General features: G+C 63.0%; 16 protein-coding genes. 10 read left to right on the top strand and 6 right to left on the bottom strand.

The window, feature by feature from the left end:
* Window positions 1-38: 38 nt before the first annotated feature.
* The 3 genes from ACIPV6_RS09915 to ACIPV6_RS09905 all read right to left on the bottom strand — a co-directional run bounded on the left by ACIPV6_RS09915 (window position 39) and on the right by ACIPV6_RS09905 (window position 3,530).
* Window positions 39-1,280 carry an AGE family epimerase/isomerase gene (locus tag ACIPV6_RS09915; protein WP_400270704.1) on the bottom strand — a complete coding sequence of 414 codons (1,242 nt, stop codon included), beginning with the start codon at window positions 1,278-1,280 and terminating at the stop codon, window positions 39-41.
* 250 nt (window positions 1,281-1,530) lie between these two features.
* Window positions 1,531-2,313: a DeoR/GlpR family DNA-binding transcription regulator gene (locus tag ACIPV6_RS09910; protein ID WP_262277358.1), complete on the bottom strand. Its 783-nt coding sequence runs from the start codon at window positions 2,311-2,313 to the stop codon at window positions 1,531-1,533.
* Between the two features lie 74 nt (window positions 2,314-2,387).
* Window positions 2,388-3,530 (bottom strand): Gfo/Idh/MocA family protein, encoded by a 1,143-nt coding sequence (locus ACIPV6_RS09905; RefSeq protein ID WP_400270703.1) that lies wholly within the window; start codon window positions 3,528-3,530, stop codon window positions 2,388-2,390.
* 133 nt (window positions 3,531-3,663) lie between these two features.
* Between ACIPV6_RS09905 and ACIPV6_RS09900 the strand changes: the two genes are divergently transcribed.
* From ACIPV6_RS09900 to ACIPV6_RS09860, 9 genes are all read left to right on the top strand, one after another.
* Window positions 3,664-4,563, top strand: coding sequence for a PfkB family carbohydrate kinase (locus ACIPV6_RS09900; RefSeq protein WP_400270702.1), 900 nt, complete (start codon window positions 3,664-3,666; stop codon window positions 4,561-4,563).
* A 16-nt stretch (window positions 4,564-4,579) separates the two neighbouring features.
* A complete protein-coding gene (locus ACIPV6_RS09895) occupies window positions 4,580-5,464 on the top strand; it encodes an aldolase (RefSeq protein ID WP_400270701.1) in 885 nt (294 codons plus the stop codon).
* Window positions 5,465-5,566: 102 nt separating this feature from the next.
* Window positions 5,567-6,856 (top strand): ABC transporter substrate-binding protein, encoded by a 1,290-nt coding sequence (locus ACIPV6_RS09890; RefSeq protein WP_400270700.1) that lies wholly within the window; start codon window positions 5,567-5,569, stop codon window positions 6,854-6,856.
* Window positions 6,853-7,809, top strand: coding sequence for a carbohydrate ABC transporter permease (locus tag ACIPV6_RS09885; protein WP_400270699.1), 957 nt, complete (start codon window positions 6,853-6,855; stop codon window positions 7,807-7,809). The genes ACIPV6_RS09890 and ACIPV6_RS09885 overlap by 4 nt, the downstream gene beginning before the upstream one ends.
* A gap of 4 nt (window positions 7,810-7,813) precedes the next feature.
* A complete protein-coding gene (locus ACIPV6_RS09880; protein ID WP_400270698.1) occupies window positions 7,814-8,629 on the top strand; it encodes a carbohydrate ABC transporter permease in 816 nt (271 codons plus the stop codon).
* Window positions 8,630-8,658: 29 nt separating this feature from the next.
* The gene (locus ACIPV6_RS09875; RefSeq protein WP_400270697.1) at window positions 8,659-10,098 is read left to right on the top strand and encodes an NAD-dependent succinate-semialdehyde dehydrogenase; all 1,440 of its coding nucleotides are present in this window, start codon (window positions 8,659-8,661) and stop codon (window positions 10,096-10,098) included.
* Window positions 10,099-10,842 (top strand): sulfite exporter TauE/SafE family protein, encoded by a 744-nt coding sequence (locus tag ACIPV6_RS09870; RefSeq protein ID WP_400270696.1) that lies wholly within the window; start codon window positions 10,099-10,101, stop codon window positions 10,840-10,842.
* Between the two features lie 29 nt (window positions 10,843-10,871).
* On the top strand, window positions 10,872-11,051 hold the full coding sequence (locus ACIPV6_RS09865; protein WP_400270695.1) for a hypothetical protein: 180 nt from the start codon (window positions 10,872-10,874) through the stop codon (window positions 11,049-11,051).
* A gap of 3 nt (window positions 11,052-11,054) precedes the next feature.
* Complete coding sequence (locus tag ACIPV6_RS09860) at window positions 11,055-12,449, top strand: phosphomannomutase/phosphoglucomutase (protein ID WP_400270694.1); 1,395 nt, start codon at window positions 11,055-11,057, stop codon at window positions 12,447-12,449.
* Here the strand turns inward: ACIPV6_RS09860 and ACIPV6_RS09855 are convergent.
* The 3 genes from ACIPV6_RS09855 to ACIPV6_RS09845 form a co-directional block, all read right to left on the bottom strand.
* Complete coding sequence (locus ACIPV6_RS09855) at window positions 12,446-13,378, bottom strand: ornithine cyclodeaminase family protein (protein WP_400270693.1); 933 nt, start codon at window positions 13,376-13,378, stop codon at window positions 12,446-12,448. The genes ACIPV6_RS09860 and ACIPV6_RS09855 overlap by 4 nt on opposite strands.
* Window positions 13,378-14,244: a substrate-binding periplasmic protein gene (locus tag ACIPV6_RS09850; protein WP_400270692.1), complete on the bottom strand. Its 867-nt coding sequence runs from the start codon at window positions 14,242-14,244 to the stop codon at window positions 13,378-13,380. Before ACIPV6_RS09850 ends, ACIPV6_RS09855 begins: the two co-directional genes overlap by 1 nt.
* Before the next feature lie 88 nt (window positions 14,245-14,332).
* Window positions 14,333-15,433, bottom strand: coding sequence for a cis-3-hydroxy-L-proline dehydratase (locus ACIPV6_RS09845; protein ID WP_400270691.1), 1,101 nt, complete (start codon window positions 15,431-15,433; stop codon window positions 14,333-14,335).
* 126 nt (window positions 15,434-15,559) lie between these two features.
* Between ACIPV6_RS09845 and ACIPV6_RS09840 the strand changes: the two genes are divergently transcribed.
* Complete coding sequence (locus ACIPV6_RS09840; protein ID WP_400270690.1) at window positions 15,560-16,597, top strand: GlxA family transcriptional regulator; 1,038 nt, start codon at window positions 15,560-15,562, stop codon at window positions 16,595-16,597.
* Window positions 16,598-16,602 lie beyond the last annotated feature (5 nt).

Genomic DNA, 16,602 nt, shown 5'->3' with positions numbered 1-16,602 from the left:
CCGTAATGATGTCAAGTGCCCGGGGTTGACGCAGCAGCTTAGTGGAGGCGCGAGTCCAGCAACCCGGCCGCGAGGGCCGGAGCCAGGCCAGGCGCCAGTGGGAGCCGGGGAACAACAAGGCAGTGCCACAAGTGGTAGATGTCTGCCTTGCCCGACCACACAGTGGAAGCCACGTTGCCTTGCTCGTCCAGTTCCTGCTTCCAGGAGCCATGCTCGTAGTCGATGAACCAGTCGCGTGCATGGTCCCAGATCCGCTCGTACCAGTCTGCGTAGCTCTGGTCTCCAGTGGCCATGTACAGCGCGGCCGCACCGCCGATCGCTTCCACCGGCACCCAACGGATGCGGGACGTGACAACGGGCTTCCCCTCCCAGTCCACGGAGTACACGAATCCGGGATGGCCATCCGGCTGCCAGGCATCGCGGATGGCGGCGGCGAACAGGCCCCGGGCGTCCTCCGTCAGCCAGGGCGGCGCCTCCAGGCCCCGGGCCTCAAGGCCGGCACGGAGGTGCAGGAGCAAGCGCGCCCATTCCACCCAGTGACCAGGCGTTCCGCCGTAAGCACGGAATTGGCTTGCGCGGTCGTCCGTGTTGTATTCGGGGATCGGGTTCCATTCCGGGTCGAAGTGCTCGAAGACCCGGTAGTTGTTGTTCCGGGCGAACTGATGGATGAGCACCTCGGCGATGTGGAGGGCGCGTTCGATCCAGCGGTTCTCGCCCGTCACGTCAGCAACAATGAGGTAGGCCTCCACGGAGTGCATGCTTGCGTTTCCGCCACGGTAGGCCTCGGTTTCCGTGAAGTCGCGGTTCCAGGAGTCGAAGCACATGTTGGCTTGGTGGTCCCAGAATTTGGAGTCGGCTATATGGAGGGCTTCGTCGAGCAACTCCCGGGCACCGGGCCGTCCGGCCGCGACGGCACTGGCCGCAGCCAGGAGGACGAACGAGTGCTGGTACCCGGACTTGGCGTCGTTCACGGGTCCGTTCTCATCCACCTCCGCGTACCAGCCGCCAAACTCGCTGTCCCGGAAGACGCCATTGAGCGCGGCTATGCCGTGGTCCACAAGGGACCCGGCACCCGGGCGGCCCATCAACGCGGCGACGGAAAAACTGTGGACCATGCGGGCAGTAATCCAAAGATGGGTTGGTTTGTCGGCCATTACCTTGCCGTAGTTGTCGAGCCAACCGAATCCTGTGGCGACCTTTGAACCGGCCGCGAAGTTGATGAGCCGGTCCGTTTCTGCTTCGAGCCAACGTGCGTGAGCGGCGCTGTTCAGCCACGTCATGTGCTTCTCCTCAATGATTGTGGGGCCGCCAAAGGGGCCTGGTGTGATCTTAACTCCTGCTGATGGAATTCCACCAGAGAGAGTTTGAATTCAGACATTTACATTTCAAGGCTGCGCCAAGGTTGACGACGCGCCGTGCAACGGCGGGTTCCGCCGTCGTCAATCCGGACGCCAGGATGCCCGACGCCGGTCAATCGCCAAGGCTGGTCAGGAGCCTGCCGCTCCGGCAGGCAGGACCGCAGTAATGCGGTCAGGCCGCCACGATGAGTTTCACGTCGGCCGCCTTCAATGCGGCCTCAATCTCCCGTGGCGGCGGCGCGTCCGTTACCAGAACATCGACCGCATCAAACACCGCCAGTTTGGCCAGCGCATACCGCAGCATTTTCTGGTGGGTAGCGACCACTACCACCTGCTCGGCCGATGCCATGAGGGCAAGCTTCGTGGCCCGTTCAACATCACGTTCAATGTAGAACGCTTCATCGTGGATCCCGCTGACTCCGATGAAGGCGGTCTTGGCGCGCAGGCCCTGGGCGGCACTGACCGTCATGGGACCGTTGAACGCCTGGCTGTCCAGCAAGAGTTCGCCGCCCAGGCAAATGGTCCGCGCGGACGTCAGTTGCAGGCACCGCTGAATGGCTGGCGCCGAATGGGTGATGATCGTGCCCATGAAGGACGCCGGCAGTTCCTGGGCGATCTGGTACGTCGTGGTTCCTGCATCAAGGATGATGGCGTCACGTTCGGCCACCATGTCCACGCAGGCCTTGGCAACACGTTGCTTCGCATCGGCATCCTCACGGGCACGTGCCGCGAAGTCAGCGTTTTGTCCATGTCCTTCAACCGCACTTACCCCACCATGGACCACCTTGACCAGTCCCAGCTTGGACAGCGCCCGGGTGTCGCGGCGGACTGTCATGTCCGAGACGTCGAAAGTCCCGGCCAGGTCCGCCGTGGAAAGGAATCCCCGCCGGCCGAGCTCGTCCAGAATGGTGCGCTGACGCGGCGTCAGCGGCGCCTCTTCCCGTGCGATGCTCATGGCTTCCCCTTTCCTGTCATGCCCTTGGACCACCTAAGGTGTCGCATTGTGTTGCAATTCCAACACAATCCTACTTACTTCCGGGCGCCAACCATCGGTGCCTGGAGTTCAATGGCGCGTCCTTCCACAATGGACTGCTCGGCTGCAAGGCCCATCCTGACTGATTGAAGGCCATCCGCCACTGTCACATCCACAGGTCCCTCACCCAGTATGGCCTTCCGGTAACCGAGGTGCTCGTAGTAGGTGGAGCCGTGGTGCGCCCCTGCGGCAAGGACTGCCTCGTCCACTGGAACGTCATGCTTTTCCGGACCCAGCGGCGAGCGCGGACTGAACTCGACGGTTGCTTCAGTTTCGTCGCCTTCGATCCAGTGGTTCGCTGCCACCGGGATGAGGGTCTCGATCTTGGCTGCGTCCCCCACGATCGAGATGCGTTCCTGGAACTTGGACCCCTCGGCGAACATGGACAGTTCGAGCATGGCCCGGCGGCCGCCCTTGAAATCGACGATCACGTAGGCGTTGTCCACCATGTCCGGTGTGCGGCCGTCGTAGGACTCGTCCAGGTGGTTGACGTCGTGCCCGCCACTGGCGTAGACGCGGGTGGGCTCGTCCTGCAGGATCAGGCGCATCAGGTCGAAGAAGTGGCAGCACTTTTCCACCAGGGTGCCGCCGGTGCGCTCGGCGAACCGGTTCCAGGCGTCCACCTTGTGCAGGAACGGGAAGCGGTGTTCGACGATCGAGAGCATGTGGATGTTGCCGAGCTTGCCACCATGCGCGGCCTGGATGATTTCCTGCACCGGCGGCATGTAGCGGTACTCCATGGCAACCCATACTGGGGAGGGGTACGAAGCGGCCAGCGCTTCCAGTTCGTCGGCCTGCTCCGCACTGGTGCACACCGGCTTCTCCACCAGGACCGGCAGGTTGGTGCCGCTGGCGAAGATGTCCTTCAGGATTCCCAAATGCGTATCGTTCGGGCTCGCGATCACGAGGGCGTCCACCAGCCCGGATGCCAGCAGGTCCTGGTGCGAGGAGAACGTCTTCACCTCATAGCCAATTTCGCGAGAGGTCTCCTCGAGGGAGGAGGGCGTGGGATCGGAGACCGCTGTGATGCGGCTTCCTGGGATCAAAGCAAGGTTTCGCACATGTTCGCGGGCCATGTGGCCGGCGCCGATGAGTCCGTAGCGAATGGTCTGGGCTGTTTCCTCAGAGGGCAATGCCATGAGCTGCTCCGTTTCTCTGCGTTGAATGGGGGATCGACGTTGCATCCCAAACATCACTATACAGAATGTGTTGTTTTTCACACATAGCGTGTGTATATTTTTTCAAACCAGCCCAACTACAACGAGGTGGATCGTGCCCCAACCGTCATCCGGAACCCTGCTCTTCGTCGGGTGTGCCACTTTGGACTCCATCGCCCTGGTGCAGGAATACCCCGGTGCCGACAGCCGAACTGTGGCCACAGATTTTGCGACGGCGGGCGGCGGACCGGCCGCCACCGCGGCAGTCGCGGCAGCCCGTGCCGGCGCAAAGGTGGCCTTTGCCGGCGTCGTAGGTGAAGACGAGGAAGGCGACCGGATCATCAGCGGCCTCGAAGCTGAGGGCGTCGACACCTCGGCCGTCATCCGCAACCCCGCGGTGAAGACGGGCGCCAGCGTGATCGTGGTCAGCAGGTCAACCGAAAGCCGGGCGATCGTCACCCGGCCTGTGCCTCCCGTCCGCTTTCCCGCAGGCAGCCGTTTCCATGAGCTGGTGCGCAGTGCCGCCTGGGTCCATGTGGACCACCTGGGCTGGAATGCCGTCGCGGATCTGCAGGGCCTGCGGATCAGCGTGGACGCGGGGAACCCCATCCCTTCCTTCAGCCCGGATGGCGTGGCGCTGTATGTGCCCACGATCGAGCGCCTGCGGGCAGAGTTCGGCGACCACCTGTCCCCGGAGGCCCTGGTGCAAAAAGCGCTCGACGGCGGTGCGTCCGCGGTGGTGGCGACGGCAGGTTCCGAGGGTGCCTGGGGCGTGGAACGGAACGGCGTTCCCTTCCATGTACCCGCAACACCAGCCGAGATCGTCTCGACGCTCGGCGCCGGCGATGTCTACCACGGCGCCATCCTCGCCGCCGTAGCAGCCGGGCTCCCCCTGGCTGACGCCGCCGCCTTCGCAAGCCGCACGGCATCGGCGTCCTGCGCGGGTCTGGACGGACGCTCCATGATTCCCCGCCAGGCCATCACCCCCGTTTTGACCATCAATCCCACTGCCTAGCTGAAAGAAGCAGCCCATGACCACCACCGACCTTTCTCCCCTCCAGCGGCCTTCAGGTGCGTTCGCGATGCTCGCAGTCGATCAGCGCGAAGCCATGCGGAGCATGTTCGCCGAGCACACCGACCAGCCCGTCACCGACGAGGACCTCCGTGACTTCAAGCTCGCGGCGGCCCGGATCCTCACTCCGTATGCATCCGGCGTCCTCATTGACCGCCAGTTCGCACTGGACCAGGCCATTGAAGCGAACGTCGTCGCGCCCGGCTGCGGGCTCATCGCCTCCGCAGACCACTTCGAGTCTGCCCACGGCGAGCTGGTGGGCGAGGTGACCATCGACAAGCTGGTGGATCCCGCCAAGTACGCGGCGCTGGGAGCCAAGGCCCTCAAGCTCCTGGTGCTCTACCGTCCGGACGAACCCGCCGAAGGCCGCGTGGCAATGGTCCGCGAGTTCGTAGAGAGCTGCAAGTCCGCCGGGCTCATCAGCATCATCGAACCCGTCTCCCGTAAGCCCCTGGCCGGCGGCGACTTCGATTGGAATGCCGGCATCCTGGCCGCAGCCAAGGAACTCGGCAGCCTGGGCGCCGACCTTTACAAGGCCGAGGTCCCGTTCAAGGGCCAGGCCCCTGAAGCAGAGGTCCGGGCAGCGTGCGCCGAACTGACCAAAGCCATCGACGGCCCATGGGTGGTCCTTTCGTCCGGAGTCCCGGAGGACGTCTTTCCCGACGCCGTCCGGTGGGCGTGCCTGGAAGGGGCCAGCGGCTTCCTGTCCGGACGGGCCGTTTGGGCGTCCTGCATCGGCTCCACCGACGTAGAAGAGTCCCTGTCCACGGATGCTGTCCGTCGGCTGCAGCGGCTCTGCGCAGTAGTGGACGAGGTGGTGGCGGCACAACGCACCACCGCCTGATCCGCCCCGGCGGCCGTGAAGGCGCCCCATTCCAAACAACGCCCCTTTCCAAACAACGCCCCATTCCAACCAGGCACAGCAACACTCAATGAGGAGAATATTGTGAGTCAGATTTCACGCAGGCAGGCCATGGCCGTTCTCGGCGCCCTGGGTCTCGGTGCCACTGCGGCGGCATGCGCAGGACCCGGCGGTTCCACAGCCCCTGGTGGCGCCACCGGGCCGGTTGCTCCGGCCACCGGTGACATCACTGGCAAGGTGTCCTTCGCCCACTGGCGTGGCGAAGACAAGGCAGTGTTTGACGAGCTCATCAAGCGCTTCGTTGCAAAGAACAGCGGCGCGGAGGTTGTCCAGGACATCTCGACCTCCAACGACTACAACGCCCAGGGTTTGCAGAAGGTCCGGGGCGCGGCCATCGGCGACGCGTTTGCGACCTTCCGGGGTGCACAGTTCAAGAACTTCGGTGAGGCCGGAATCTACACCGAGCTGAAGAACAGCAAGGCCGTTGGCAACTACCAGAAGGGCCTGCTCACAGCCGGGCAGTCCGGCGACAGTCAACTTGGCCTGCCCTACCAAGTGGTGTTCCCTATGCCGATGGCCAACACCGACCTCTTCGACAAAGCCGGCGCCGAGCTGGCACCGAAGGACTGGGACGCCTTCCTGGCCATGTGCGAGAAGCTGGCGTCTTCCGGTGTCACGCCCATCTCGTGGCCCGGCGGCGATGTGGGAAACGGTGGCCAGCTCTTCAACTGCATGATCGCCAACAACGCCCCAGTGGACGACATGTGTGCACAAATCGAGCAGGGCAAGCTCAAGTGCACTGACGACTGGTTCATCAGGATGTTGAACCAGTACAAGGATCTGGCGCCGTTCCTGCAGTCCAACGCCACGGGCACCGCGGTGGAGCCGGCACAGAACCTGTTCTCCCAAGGCAAGGCCGCCATGCTGGCCACGGGTTCCTACCACCTCGCGGCGGTCCGGAACCTGGGCGCGAAGTTCCCGATCGAGTTGGTTTTCCCCAATACTTCAACCGACGGCAACGCCAAGTATGAGGGTGTCTACAACGCCACGTTCATCCTCGGCGTCAACTCGGCCAGCAAGCACCAGGCCGCAGCGGCAGCCTGGATCGATTTCCTGTCCGAACCGGAAAACGCCGGGTACTACGCCAACCAGACAGCCCAGCACGTCTCGGTCAAGGACGTCGACTACACCAACGCGGACCTCAAGCGGCTGAGCCCGTGGCTGGACAAGAAAACGGCGCTGGCCGCCCGCTTCCAGTTCCTGAACCTGGACATCCGCAACGCCGTGGAGGCAAGCGCGACGGCGGTCATCTCCGGTACCAGCCCTGAACAGGCGGCCGAAGCTGCCCAGAAGATTGTGGACGAACGGTTATGAGCACCCACACCGGAATGGCTGCGAAGCGAAAGGCACCGGACAGCAGCGCGGAAACTGCCACGAAGAAGCGCCGGTCCCCTACGCGCGTAAATCCTGCGCTGTACCTTTTCCCGCTCCCCGCCGTCGCGGTCATCGCCTTCTTCCTGGTGATGCCTACCCTTCAGGCGTTCCAGTATGCCGTCACCGACTGGAACGGCTTCTCGGCAGCGTTCAACTACGTGGGCGTGGACAACTTCATCCGGGCGTTCACCAAGGACTCGTTGTTCACCAACGCGCTGACCAACAACCTGAAGTTCGTGTTGCTGGTGGTCATAGCCCAAACCGCATTCTCGCTCCTGCTCGGACTGCTCCTCACCAAGAACTCCCGCGGCAGCATCCTGCTCCGCGCCTTGTTCTTCTTCCCCACCATCCTGTCCTCCGTGTCGGTGGCCTTCATTTGGAAGTTCATCTACGATCCCAACTTCGGCCTGGCCAACTCGGCCCTGGGTGCGGTGGGACTTGAAGGACTCCAGGGGTCCTACCTCGGAGATAACAACCAGGCGCTCTACTGGGTGGCCGTGACCCAGGTCTGGTTCCACGCCGGACAAATGATGGTGGTGTACATCGCCGGGCTGCAGTCCATACCGCGCGAACTCTACGAAGCAGCGGAAATGGACGGTGCCAACAAATGGCAGCAGTTCAAGTCCATCACGTGGCCTTTCGTGGCCCCGGCAACGTCCATTGTGGTGGCCTACACCACTGTGCAGTCGTTCAAGGCTTTCGACCTGATCCTTGGTATCGCAGGCAACCCACCCAAGAGTTCCTTGGACATCCTCTCCACCCGCATCTACAGCACTTTTGCCAACTCGGAGTTCGGCTACGCCGCCGCACAGTCGATCATCTTCATGGCGATGATCGCCCTGGTCACCTGGCTGCAGCGCCGGTTGCTCCGGCTGACCCCGAAGGGGGAATAACAGCATGCTCGCTTCAATCAGCCGCCGCGCCATCCTCGGTATCTACGCGATCATCATCATCATTCCGCTGACCGTTGTTGGTTTCGGAAGCTTCAAATCCACGCAAGAACTGTTCGAGGGTCCGTTCAACCTGCCGCAGTCCCTCTCCCCCGCCAACTACGCCGAGGTGATCGGTGGCCAGGATCTGGGTTCCTCCTTCTGGAACAGCGTCGTCGTCACCGCCATCTCCGTACCAGTCACGCTCTTTATTGCCAGCCTGGCCGGTTACGCCGTGTCGCGGCTCAGGGGCTTCGTGTCCTGGGCCATCTTCGGCTTCCTGGTGCTGGGCATGGCCATTCCCGCCCAAGCCAACATGGTCCCGCTCTACGTACTTTTCGGACGTCTGGGACTGCTGGACAACCTCGCGGGACTGATCGTGGCCAACGTGGTCTCGACACTGCCCATCGCCGTGTTCATTCTTGGCGGCTTCATGCGGACGTTGCCCAAGGAACTCTACGAAGCCTCCTCCATCGACGGAACCGGGCCGTGGAAGACCTACGCCTCGATCGCACTGCCGCTGTCCGCACCATCAATCGCGGCCGCAGCAATCTTCCTTTTCGTCATCCATTGGAACGAACTGCTGTATCCCCTCTTGTTCATCCAATCCCCCGGAAACCGCACGCTGCCCTTGGCCTTGCTGAGCTTCCAGGGCGAATTCCAGACCAACTACCCGCTGCTGTTCGCCGGAGTCATCCTGGCTTCCCTGCCGGTGGTGGTGGCCTACATCTTCCTGCAGCGCTACTTCGTGGCAGGCATCACTGCCGGCGCCAGCAAGGGATAACCACGCCACCCAGCGGAAAGGCACAACGCATGAACCTGAAATCTGCACAACACCTGATCAACGGAACCTGGCATTCGGCCGGAACCTCCAAAGACGTCACGGATCCCGGAAACGGTTCCACGGTAGGCGAAGTTGCCTGGGGCAGCGCGGACCACGCCACCCAAGCCGCCGATGCCGCAGCCGAAGCGTTCGGCAGTTGGTTCCGGACCACCGCCCGAACCCGGGCCGACCTGCTCCACAACGCTGCCGGTCTCTTGGCCGAACGCCGCGACGAACTGGCCCAAACCCTGGCACTGGAAGCCGGCAAACGACTTCCCGAAGCACAGGGAGAAGTGGACTTCTCAGTGGAATACCTCCGGTGGTTCGCGGAGGAAGCCCGGCGAACCACTGGGACAATCAGCCCACCTGAGCTCCGGGGACGCCACCACCTCAGCTCCCGCAAGCCGATCGGCGTCGCCCTGAGCCTCACACCGTGGAACTTCCCGGTGTCCATCCAGGCCCGGAAACTCGCCGCCATGCTCGCCGCGGGCTGTACCGTGGTGGGCCGCGTGTCCGAGAAGGCACCCCTGGCCGCAACCGGGCTGTTCGAGATCCTGCACGACGCAGGGTTCCCCGCCGGCGTCGTGAATCTGGTCCATGGACCATCCCGGGAGATAACCGCGGCCCTGCTCAAGCACCCCGCCGTTCGGGCGGTCAGCTTCACAGGTTCCACCGGTGTCGGCCGGCAGATCATGGCCTCCGCCTCCGAACGGGTGGTGCGGCCGCTGCTGGAACTGGGTGGCAATGCACCCTTCATCGTTTTCGAAGACGCCGATCTCGATGCCGCCGTCGACGGCGCAGTGCTTGGCAGGCTCCGCAACACCGGCCAGTCCTGTGTTGCAGCGAACCGCTTCCTGGTCCAGGACAGCATCGCGGACGAATTCGCCCGGAAGCTGGCCGCGCGGTTTGATGCGATGACGATTGGGCACGGCGTTCCCGACGGCGACACATCGGTACCGGACCTTGGTCCAGTGATCGACGCCGAACGGGTGGCAGCTGTCCAGGCCCTGGTGGACGATGCCCTCAACCGCGGCGCCCAACGGATCACCAAGCGCACCGAGGTTCCTCGCGAAGGATCCTTCATGGCACCCACGCTCCTCGTGGACGTTCCGGACGACGCGCTTCTGGTGAACGAAGAAGTCTTTGGCCCGGCAGCCGGCGTCGTAACTTTCGCTTCGGAAGAGGAAGCGATCCGCAAGGCGAATGCCACGGAAATGGGCCTCGCAGCCTACGTCTGGACCAACAGCCCCAAGCGCGGCTGGGACATTCCCGAGCAGCTGGAAGCCGGCATCGTCGGCGTCAACGATCCCCTTCCGTCGGTGGCCTTCGCACCCATGGGCGGGGCAAAGCAGTCCGGCCTGGGCCGGGAAGGATCCAGCCTGGGCCTCGAGGAATTCGAGGAGGTCCAGTACGTTGCCTGGAAAGCCTAGATGCTAACCACCGGGCTGGTGCTGGGCGCCGTCGTGATGGGCGCCGGGATGCAGCGGGTGACCGGGATGGGATTCGCCCTCGTGGCGGCTCCCTTCCTGGTCCTGCTGCTGGGCCCAGTGGAAGGCGTAGTGCTGGTCAACGTGTGCGGAGCCGTGACGGCCGGGGCCATCATCTTCCGGGTAGTCAGGGATATCGACTGGAAACGGTACCTGGCACTGGCCGCATCAGCCCTCCTGGGGATTGTCCCCGCGGCCATCCTCATCCGGTTCATGCCGCCCCCGGTCCTGGAGATCTCGATCGGCGTCATCCTCGCCGTCGGACTGACAGTCCTGCTGTTCATGAAATCCGCGACGCTGCCCAAACGTCGCCGGTACCTCTTCACCGCCGGAGGGCTCAGCGGTTTCATGAATACCGCGGCAGGGGTGGGCGGACCAGCCGTCAGCATGTACTCCATCGCAACCAGGTGGCAGCACAAATCGTTCGCAGCCACCATGCAGCCCTACTTTTTCACCATCGGCTCCTTGTCGCTGATCTCCAAGGCGGTCACGGCACCGGATTCGTTTCCCGTCCTGCCGGCAGCCATGTGGGTGGCAGTCGCCGTCGCCTGCTTGGTGGGACTCATCCTGGGCGACCTCGCCTCCAAGCGGGTATCGGCGCGCGCCGCGCAGATCCTGCTGATCGTGCTGGCCTACCTCGGTGCGGCCGCAACGATAGTCCGGGGCGTCCTGGACGCCATCGGTTAGACCAATAACTCACTAAGAAAAGGACCACCATGTTTGACGTCTCCCCCAAAGAAGGCACGCTGCGTGTTTCCACCTCCAACGGGGAACCCGTGTCCGTCACGGTTGACCCGAACGGAGTCCGACTTGAGATCAACACCAACTGCCGGTGCAGCGGAGCCCCTGAGCGGCGCGCCGGCTCGTACACGGATACCGACTTCGGCGCTCGCTGAATCATGGATCTTTCTTCGTCATTCAAGGCCTACGACGTCCGGGGCATCGTCGGCGTCTCCTTGACCGGCCAGGTTGCCGAAGCCATCGGTGCCGCCTTCGTCGACGTCCTGGGCCTTGCCGGGAAGACCGTGCTCTGCGGCGGTGACATGCGTCCGTCATCCCCGGAGTTTGTCTCGGCATTCTCGGAAGGCGCGGCTTCCCGGGGCGCGCAGGTGTTTGACCTCGGCCCTATTTCGACCGATGAGCTCTACTTTGCCTGCGGATCCCTCAACGCGGCCGGCGCCATCTTTACGGCCAGCCACAACCCGGCACAGTACAACGGGATCAAAATGGCCAAGGCCGGAGCCGTCCCCGTTTCCTCCGATTCAGGGCTGTTCAACATCCGGGACCTCGCCCAGCGCTACCTCGCTGAAGGAATTCCTGCAGCCGGCTCACGAGGGACCGTGGCTGCACTGGACGTACTTGGCGACTACGCGCGCAAGCTGAGGTCCCTCGTGGATCTTTCCGGCATCCGCCCACTCAAGGTAGTGGTCGACGCCGGAAACGGCATGGCCGGGATGACCGTTCCGGCGGTGCTTGGCAGCCAGCACCTGGAGGCCCAGCCGCTGACGATTGTTCCCCTTTACTTCCAGTTGGACGGCACCTTCCCGAACCATCCCGCCAACCCTTTGGAACCGGAAAACCTCCGCGACCTGCAGGCTGCCGTGGTCGCGCACGGCGCCGACCTTGGGTTGGCGTTCGACGGCGATGCGGACCGCTGCTTCGTCGTCGACGAGATGGGACAACCGGTCACGCCATCCGCCATCACCTCCATGATCGCGGTACGTGAGATCGCCAGGGCACAGGCGGCCGGGGAGGCAGAGCCGGCCGTGATCCACAACTTGATTACGTCCGAGTCGGTTCCGGAGTTCATCCAGGCCGCCGGTGGCCGTTCCGTCCGAACACGGGTTGGCCACTCGTTCATCAAGGCCCGCATGGCCGAAGAGAACGCTGTGTTCGGTGGCGAACATTCCGCCCACTACTACTTCCGCGACTTCTACAACGCGGATACCGGCATGCTCGCCGCAATGCACGTCCTCGCCGCTCTCGGCGAGCAGCCCGGACCACTCTCCAGCTTGGCGCAAAAGTACGAACTGTATTCCTCAAGCGGCGAAATCAACTCGGCTGTGGCGGACGCGGCCAGGTCCATCGCGGACATTCACAGTTCGTATGCAGACATGGACGGCGTCCACCTCAATGATTTGGATGGCCTGACCGTGACGGCGGAATCAGGAGACTGGTGGTTCAACGTCCGCGCATCCAACACGGAAGAACTGCTGCGGCTCAACGTCGAAGCCAAGGACGCCCAGACCATGGGGCGTGTGCGTGACTCCGTGCTGGAGATGATCCGGCGCTAGGGCTGCGCCAGGCGTCCCAACACATACTGGCTGACCACCAGGTCCAGGTGTGCGCCGCCGGCATTCTTGTACACGGTGACCTCATCCCGTCCTCGTTCGAAGGCCGGCCACTGGGTCAGATCGAAGAGGTCACCCTCGATTGAACCCGGATTGATCACACCTTCCTCCAAGGGAATGAGGATGTCCCCAGCAGCCGAGGCCGACTGGTGGTCGTCAACGAAGATCCGCGCTTTGCCCAGAAGTTCGGTGTCGGCTTCCTGCATGTCGGCGCGGAAGCCTCCCACCAGGTCCACATGGGTTCCGGGGCTGACGTGGCGTCCGTGGATGAGGGGCGCGGACGAACTGGTAGCGGAACTGATGATGTCGGCGCGTTTTACGGCCTCATCCAGATCGTCCACGATGGAAACATCAACGCCCCTGCCCTGCAGGTCTGCCTGTGCCCCGTCCAGTTTCTGCGGTGAGCGGTTCCACAGCAGAACCTGACGGATGGACGGCCGGATGTGCAAGTACACATCCGTTAAAGCCCTGGCTACCGGTCCCGCGCCGAGCACCAGGAGCACGCTGCTGTCCTCGCGGCTGAGTCGTCGTGCAGCCAGGGCCGAGTCCGCGGCGGTCTTGCAGGCCGTGATGGGCGGGCCGTCGAGCACGGCGGCGATGGCCTTGGTGGTCGGGTCGATCACCACGAAGGCTGCATGCTCGCTGGGCAGCGGCGGTGTGGCGTTGGCATTTGCCGGATGGATGGAAACCAGCTTGAATCCCGCGCCAGTGCCGGGCAGGATCACGCCGCGGCTGAACAGTCCGTCATCGGCGTCGCCGAGGAAATAGCTGCCCCCGAGCGGTCGAGGGCCGAGGTGGGCCTGGTTCAGGGCCCCGAGTACCCCTTCCCAGTCCAGTACTTCTTGAATCTGTTCGGCTGAAATTATGTGCATTAGAGTTCTGTGGCTGCGCCGGGTTCTCCGACGGAGGGGTCGATTCCGTACTTTTCGAGGATCTTCTTGATGGTGCCGTTTTCGCGGAGCTTCTCGATATCCGCGTCCAGCGCCTTGCCCAAGGCTTCGTTCTCGAGGCTCGACGGGAGCATGACCTGGCCTACCGCTGAGAACTCCGGCACGTTGGCGTTTGGCTTCACCGGGATCACCGTGGCGCCCTCGATGGGTGCCTTCTGGAAGCGTCCCTTGGCGGACGTTTCGGATGCAAGGAGCGCGTCGATGCGGCCTGCTTTGAGGTCGCCGTAGATGGATTCGTCGTCCTGGTAGATCTTGAAGTTGTCGCCGAGCCACTTCTGCAGGCTGTCGTTATAGAGGTTGCCTGCAACCGATCCGATCTTCTTGCCTTCGAGTTGATCGCTCGTGATGCCCTTCGTGGAGATCACCGCCTCGTTGTTCAGCCAAAGGGGCGTGCTCATGTAAACGATCTTTTCGCGGACTTTGGTGCGGAGCCAGTTGCCGGAACCAAGGTCAACGCGCTTGGACTGCACAGAAGGAATGACGGCGCCGGCTCCGCCCGAGGTGCTGACAGTTACCTTGAGGCACTCCATGGCGGCGATTTCGTTGATCAGATCGCCTTCCATGCCGGTAACCTTGTCGCCGTCGAGAATCGTGGCAGGTGCGTAATCGTAGCTGGCGACTGTGAGTTCACCGCTGGTGACCGTTGTGAGGTCCTTGTGCGCCGGGGTGCAGTCTCTTGAGCCGCTGGCGGCGTCGTTGCCACCACATGCGCTGAGTGAGAGGGCGAGGAGGCCGCCGACAGTGCCGGCGGCGAGTGCTCGCACCACGGTGCGGGTTTTTTGGGACATGGTTGTTCCTTTACATTGATCCCCGTCGTGATGCCGGAGACTGGTTTTCAGATTGGCGATGCGAAAGCCTTGGAAGTTCCGGGTGCGGTCAGCGGATAACGGCCAGGGGTTTGCCCAGAACGTCCATATTCGGTGTGACTCCCAAGCCTGGCGCGGAGGAGGCGACCATGTAGCCGTCTTCGATGACGGGTCCGCCTTCGGCGATCGCCAGGCTGTGGTATTCGTGGAAGGCGGATGACTGGAAGTGGAATCCCTGGGGCGTGGAGTGGGCCAGGTGGGCGATCGCGGCGGTGGCGATTTCGCCGCCCCATGTGTCTTCGATGGTCATGGTGATTCCGAGGCTGGCGCAGAGGTCGCGGAACTGGCGGGCCTTGGTGATGCCGCCAACCCGGCTGATCTTCAGGTTGATGGCGTCCATGGCACTGTCCTGGTAACCGCGGATCAGTACCCGCAGGTCATCGACGCATTCGTCAAGGATGAACGCGTGGTCGCTGTGCCTGCGAACTGCCAGGCACTCTTCGTACGTGAGGCAAGGTTGCTCGATGTAGATGTCGACGTTGCGGACGGCTTTGACCACCCGGATCGCTTCGTGCTGCTTCCAGCCGGTGTTGGCGTCAGCTGCGAGGACATTGCCCGCAGCCAGCTTCTCTGACACTGCGAAGATACGGTCAATATCGTCGCTGGCATCGGCGCCCACCTTCATCTGGAACTGGCGGAATCCCTGGTCCTGGTAGTCGGCCAGTTTGTTCGCCATGGCAGCGGGATCCTGCCTGCTGATCACTTTGAACAGGGTGACCTTTTCCTGGAGCATGCCGCCCAGCAGGTTGTAAACGGGCTGTTCGGTTGCTTTACCCAGCAAATCCCAACAGGCCATGTCGATGGCGGACTTGACGTAGGGATGCCCCTTGAGAAGGTCGTCCATGCGCTGATTGATCCAGCCGATCTGCAGGGGATCCTCGCCGATGAGCCCATGGGCCAGCTGCGCCAGGCCGGTCCTTGCTCCTTCTGCGTAGGCCGGAAGATAGGACGGCCCCAAGGGACAAATTTCGCCGACGCCGGTCAGGCCACTGTCGGTCTCGATGATCAGCACCGTACTGTCGAACGCCGCAAAGCTCTGCGTGGACCAGCTATAGGAACCTTCCTTGAGCGGGAGGTCGACCTGGTGGATAGCGATGCTGGTGATCTTCATGAAAGCAAACTCCTGGATAGAAAAAACGCGTCCCGACGCTGTTTACGAGAACCACTGTATTGATGATCTGCGGGCCGGAATTGTAGATTTGAGACCGGTAATAGTAGATATCGGCAGGAACTGGAGATGGCGTCGATGGAGGCACTCGTAGACCACCCGGGCTTGACCAAGCCGACCCTTCAAGTCGACACACCGTTGCGGATAGGCATCGCCCCGACACCGGACTTCACCCTGTTGTCCCTGTCCTGCTTTGTCGAGTTCCTGCGCCTATCAGCCGATGAACGGGACTACAGCCGGCAGCTCTACTGCGCCTGGGACCTGCTGTCCCACGACGAGCAACCGATTCTCTCCAGTTGCGGATTCCCTGTGACGCCGACGCGGCTTTTCGGCGATCCCCGCGACTACGACTACGTCGTGGTCCACGGTGGCATCCAGCACGGCACAACACCCGTTCCGCAGGCCCTGCTTGATTTCGTCGAAGCGGCCATCGCTGCCGGTGTTCCGGTCATTGGCCTGTGCACCGGCCAATTCGTCCTGGCCCGCCTTGGCCTGCTCGATGGACTCCGTTGCGCCGTCCACTTTTCCATGGTGGAGGCATTGCAGCAGGCGCGGCCCCAAGTCATCCCGGTCACCGACCAGCCGGTAGTACGCGACGGCGGTTTCATCACCTGCCCGGGCGGCCTGGCCTCCATCAACCTGGCCATGCAGCTCGTCACAGAGCACTGCGGCAGCGTCCGTTCCAACAAGACCCTGCACTATTTGATGGCAGACCGAGGCTTCGACGAAATGCAGGTCCTGAAAGAGGATCGCGATATCGGCCTCAAATGCCCGGACGAACGGGTGGTCAACGCCGTCGGGCTGATGCGCCAGCGCTTGTACGAAACCGGCAACGTGGCAGGCATCGCCAAAGCGGTCGGCGTCACGGAACGCGAGCTGACACGGCTGTTCAAACAGCACCTGCGAACCCCGCCCGCCCAGTACTGGAGGCAGATTCGCATCAAAGCGGCACACTGGATGCTCCTCAACAGCAGCCGCTCAGTCACCCAGATAGCACATGAGTGCGGCTTCACCGACAGCTCACACCTCATCCACTGGTTCAAACGCGCCTACCAGATGACCCCCTCGCAAATGCGCGGCGTCCGCAACCAGATCGGCGTCCACTAGGGGTG

The organism is Paenarthrobacter sp. NPDC089988 (assembly GCF_044748465.1).
Lineage (GTDB): Bacteria > Actinomycetota > Actinomycetes > Actinomycetales > Micrococcaceae > Arthrobacter.
The sequence above is the reverse complement of the archived record's forward strand: the minus strand, read 5'-3'. Positions and strand labels throughout refer to the sequence as shown.

Coding starts and splice junctions, on each gene's coding strand:
- ACIPV6_RS09850 (WP_400270692.1), bottom strand. CDS start 14,244: ATGTCCCAAAAAACCCGCACCGTGGTGCGAGCACTCGCCGCCGGCACT.
- ACIPV6_RS09855 (WP_400270693.1), bottom strand. CDS start 13,378: ATGCACATAATTTCAGCCGAACAGATTCAAGAAGTACTGGACTGGGAA.
- ACIPV6_RS09880 (WP_400270698.1), top strand. CDS start 7,814: ATGCTCGCTTCAATCAGCCGCCGCGCCATCCTCGGTATCTACGCGATC.
- ACIPV6_RS09915 (WP_400270704.1), bottom strand. CDS start 1,280: ATGACGTGGCTGAACAGCGCCGCTCACGCACGTTGGCTCGAAGCAGAA.
- ACIPV6_RS09845 (WP_400270691.1), bottom strand. CDS start 15,433: ATGAAGATCACCAGCATCGCTATCCACCAGGTCGACCTCCCGCTCAAG.
- ACIPV6_RS09870 (WP_400270696.1), top strand. CDS start 10,099: ATGCTAACCACCGGGCTGGTGCTGGGCGCCGTCGTGATGGGCGCCGGG.
- ACIPV6_RS09910 (WP_262277358.1), bottom strand. CDS start 2,313: ATGAGCATCGCACGGGAAGAGGCGCCGCTGACGCCGCGTCAGCGCACC.
- ACIPV6_RS09865 (WP_400270695.1), top strand. CDS start 10,872: ATGTTTGACGTCTCCCCCAAAGAAGGCACGCTGCGTGTTTCCACCTCC.
- ACIPV6_RS09905 (WP_400270703.1), bottom strand. CDS start 3,530: ATGGCATTGCCCTCTGAGGAAACAGCCCAGACCATTCGCTACGGACTC.
- ACIPV6_RS09895 (WP_400270701.1), top strand. CDS start 4,580: ATGACCACCACCGACCTTTCTCCCCTCCAGCGGCCTTCAGGTGCGTTC.
- ACIPV6_RS09860 (WP_400270694.1), top strand. CDS start 11,055: ATGGATCTTTCTTCGTCATTCAAGGCCTACGACGTCCGGGGCATCGTC.
- ACIPV6_RS09875 (WP_400270697.1), top strand. CDS start 8,659: ATGAACCTGAAATCTGCACAACACCTGATCAACGGAACCTGGCATTCG.
- ACIPV6_RS09885 (WP_400270699.1), top strand. CDS start 6,853: ATGAGCACCCACACCGGAATGGCTGCGAAGCGAAAGGCACCGGACAGC.
- ACIPV6_RS09840 (WP_400270690.1), top strand. CDS start 15,560: ATGGCGTCGATGGAGGCACTCGTAGACCACCCGGGCTTGACCAAGCCG.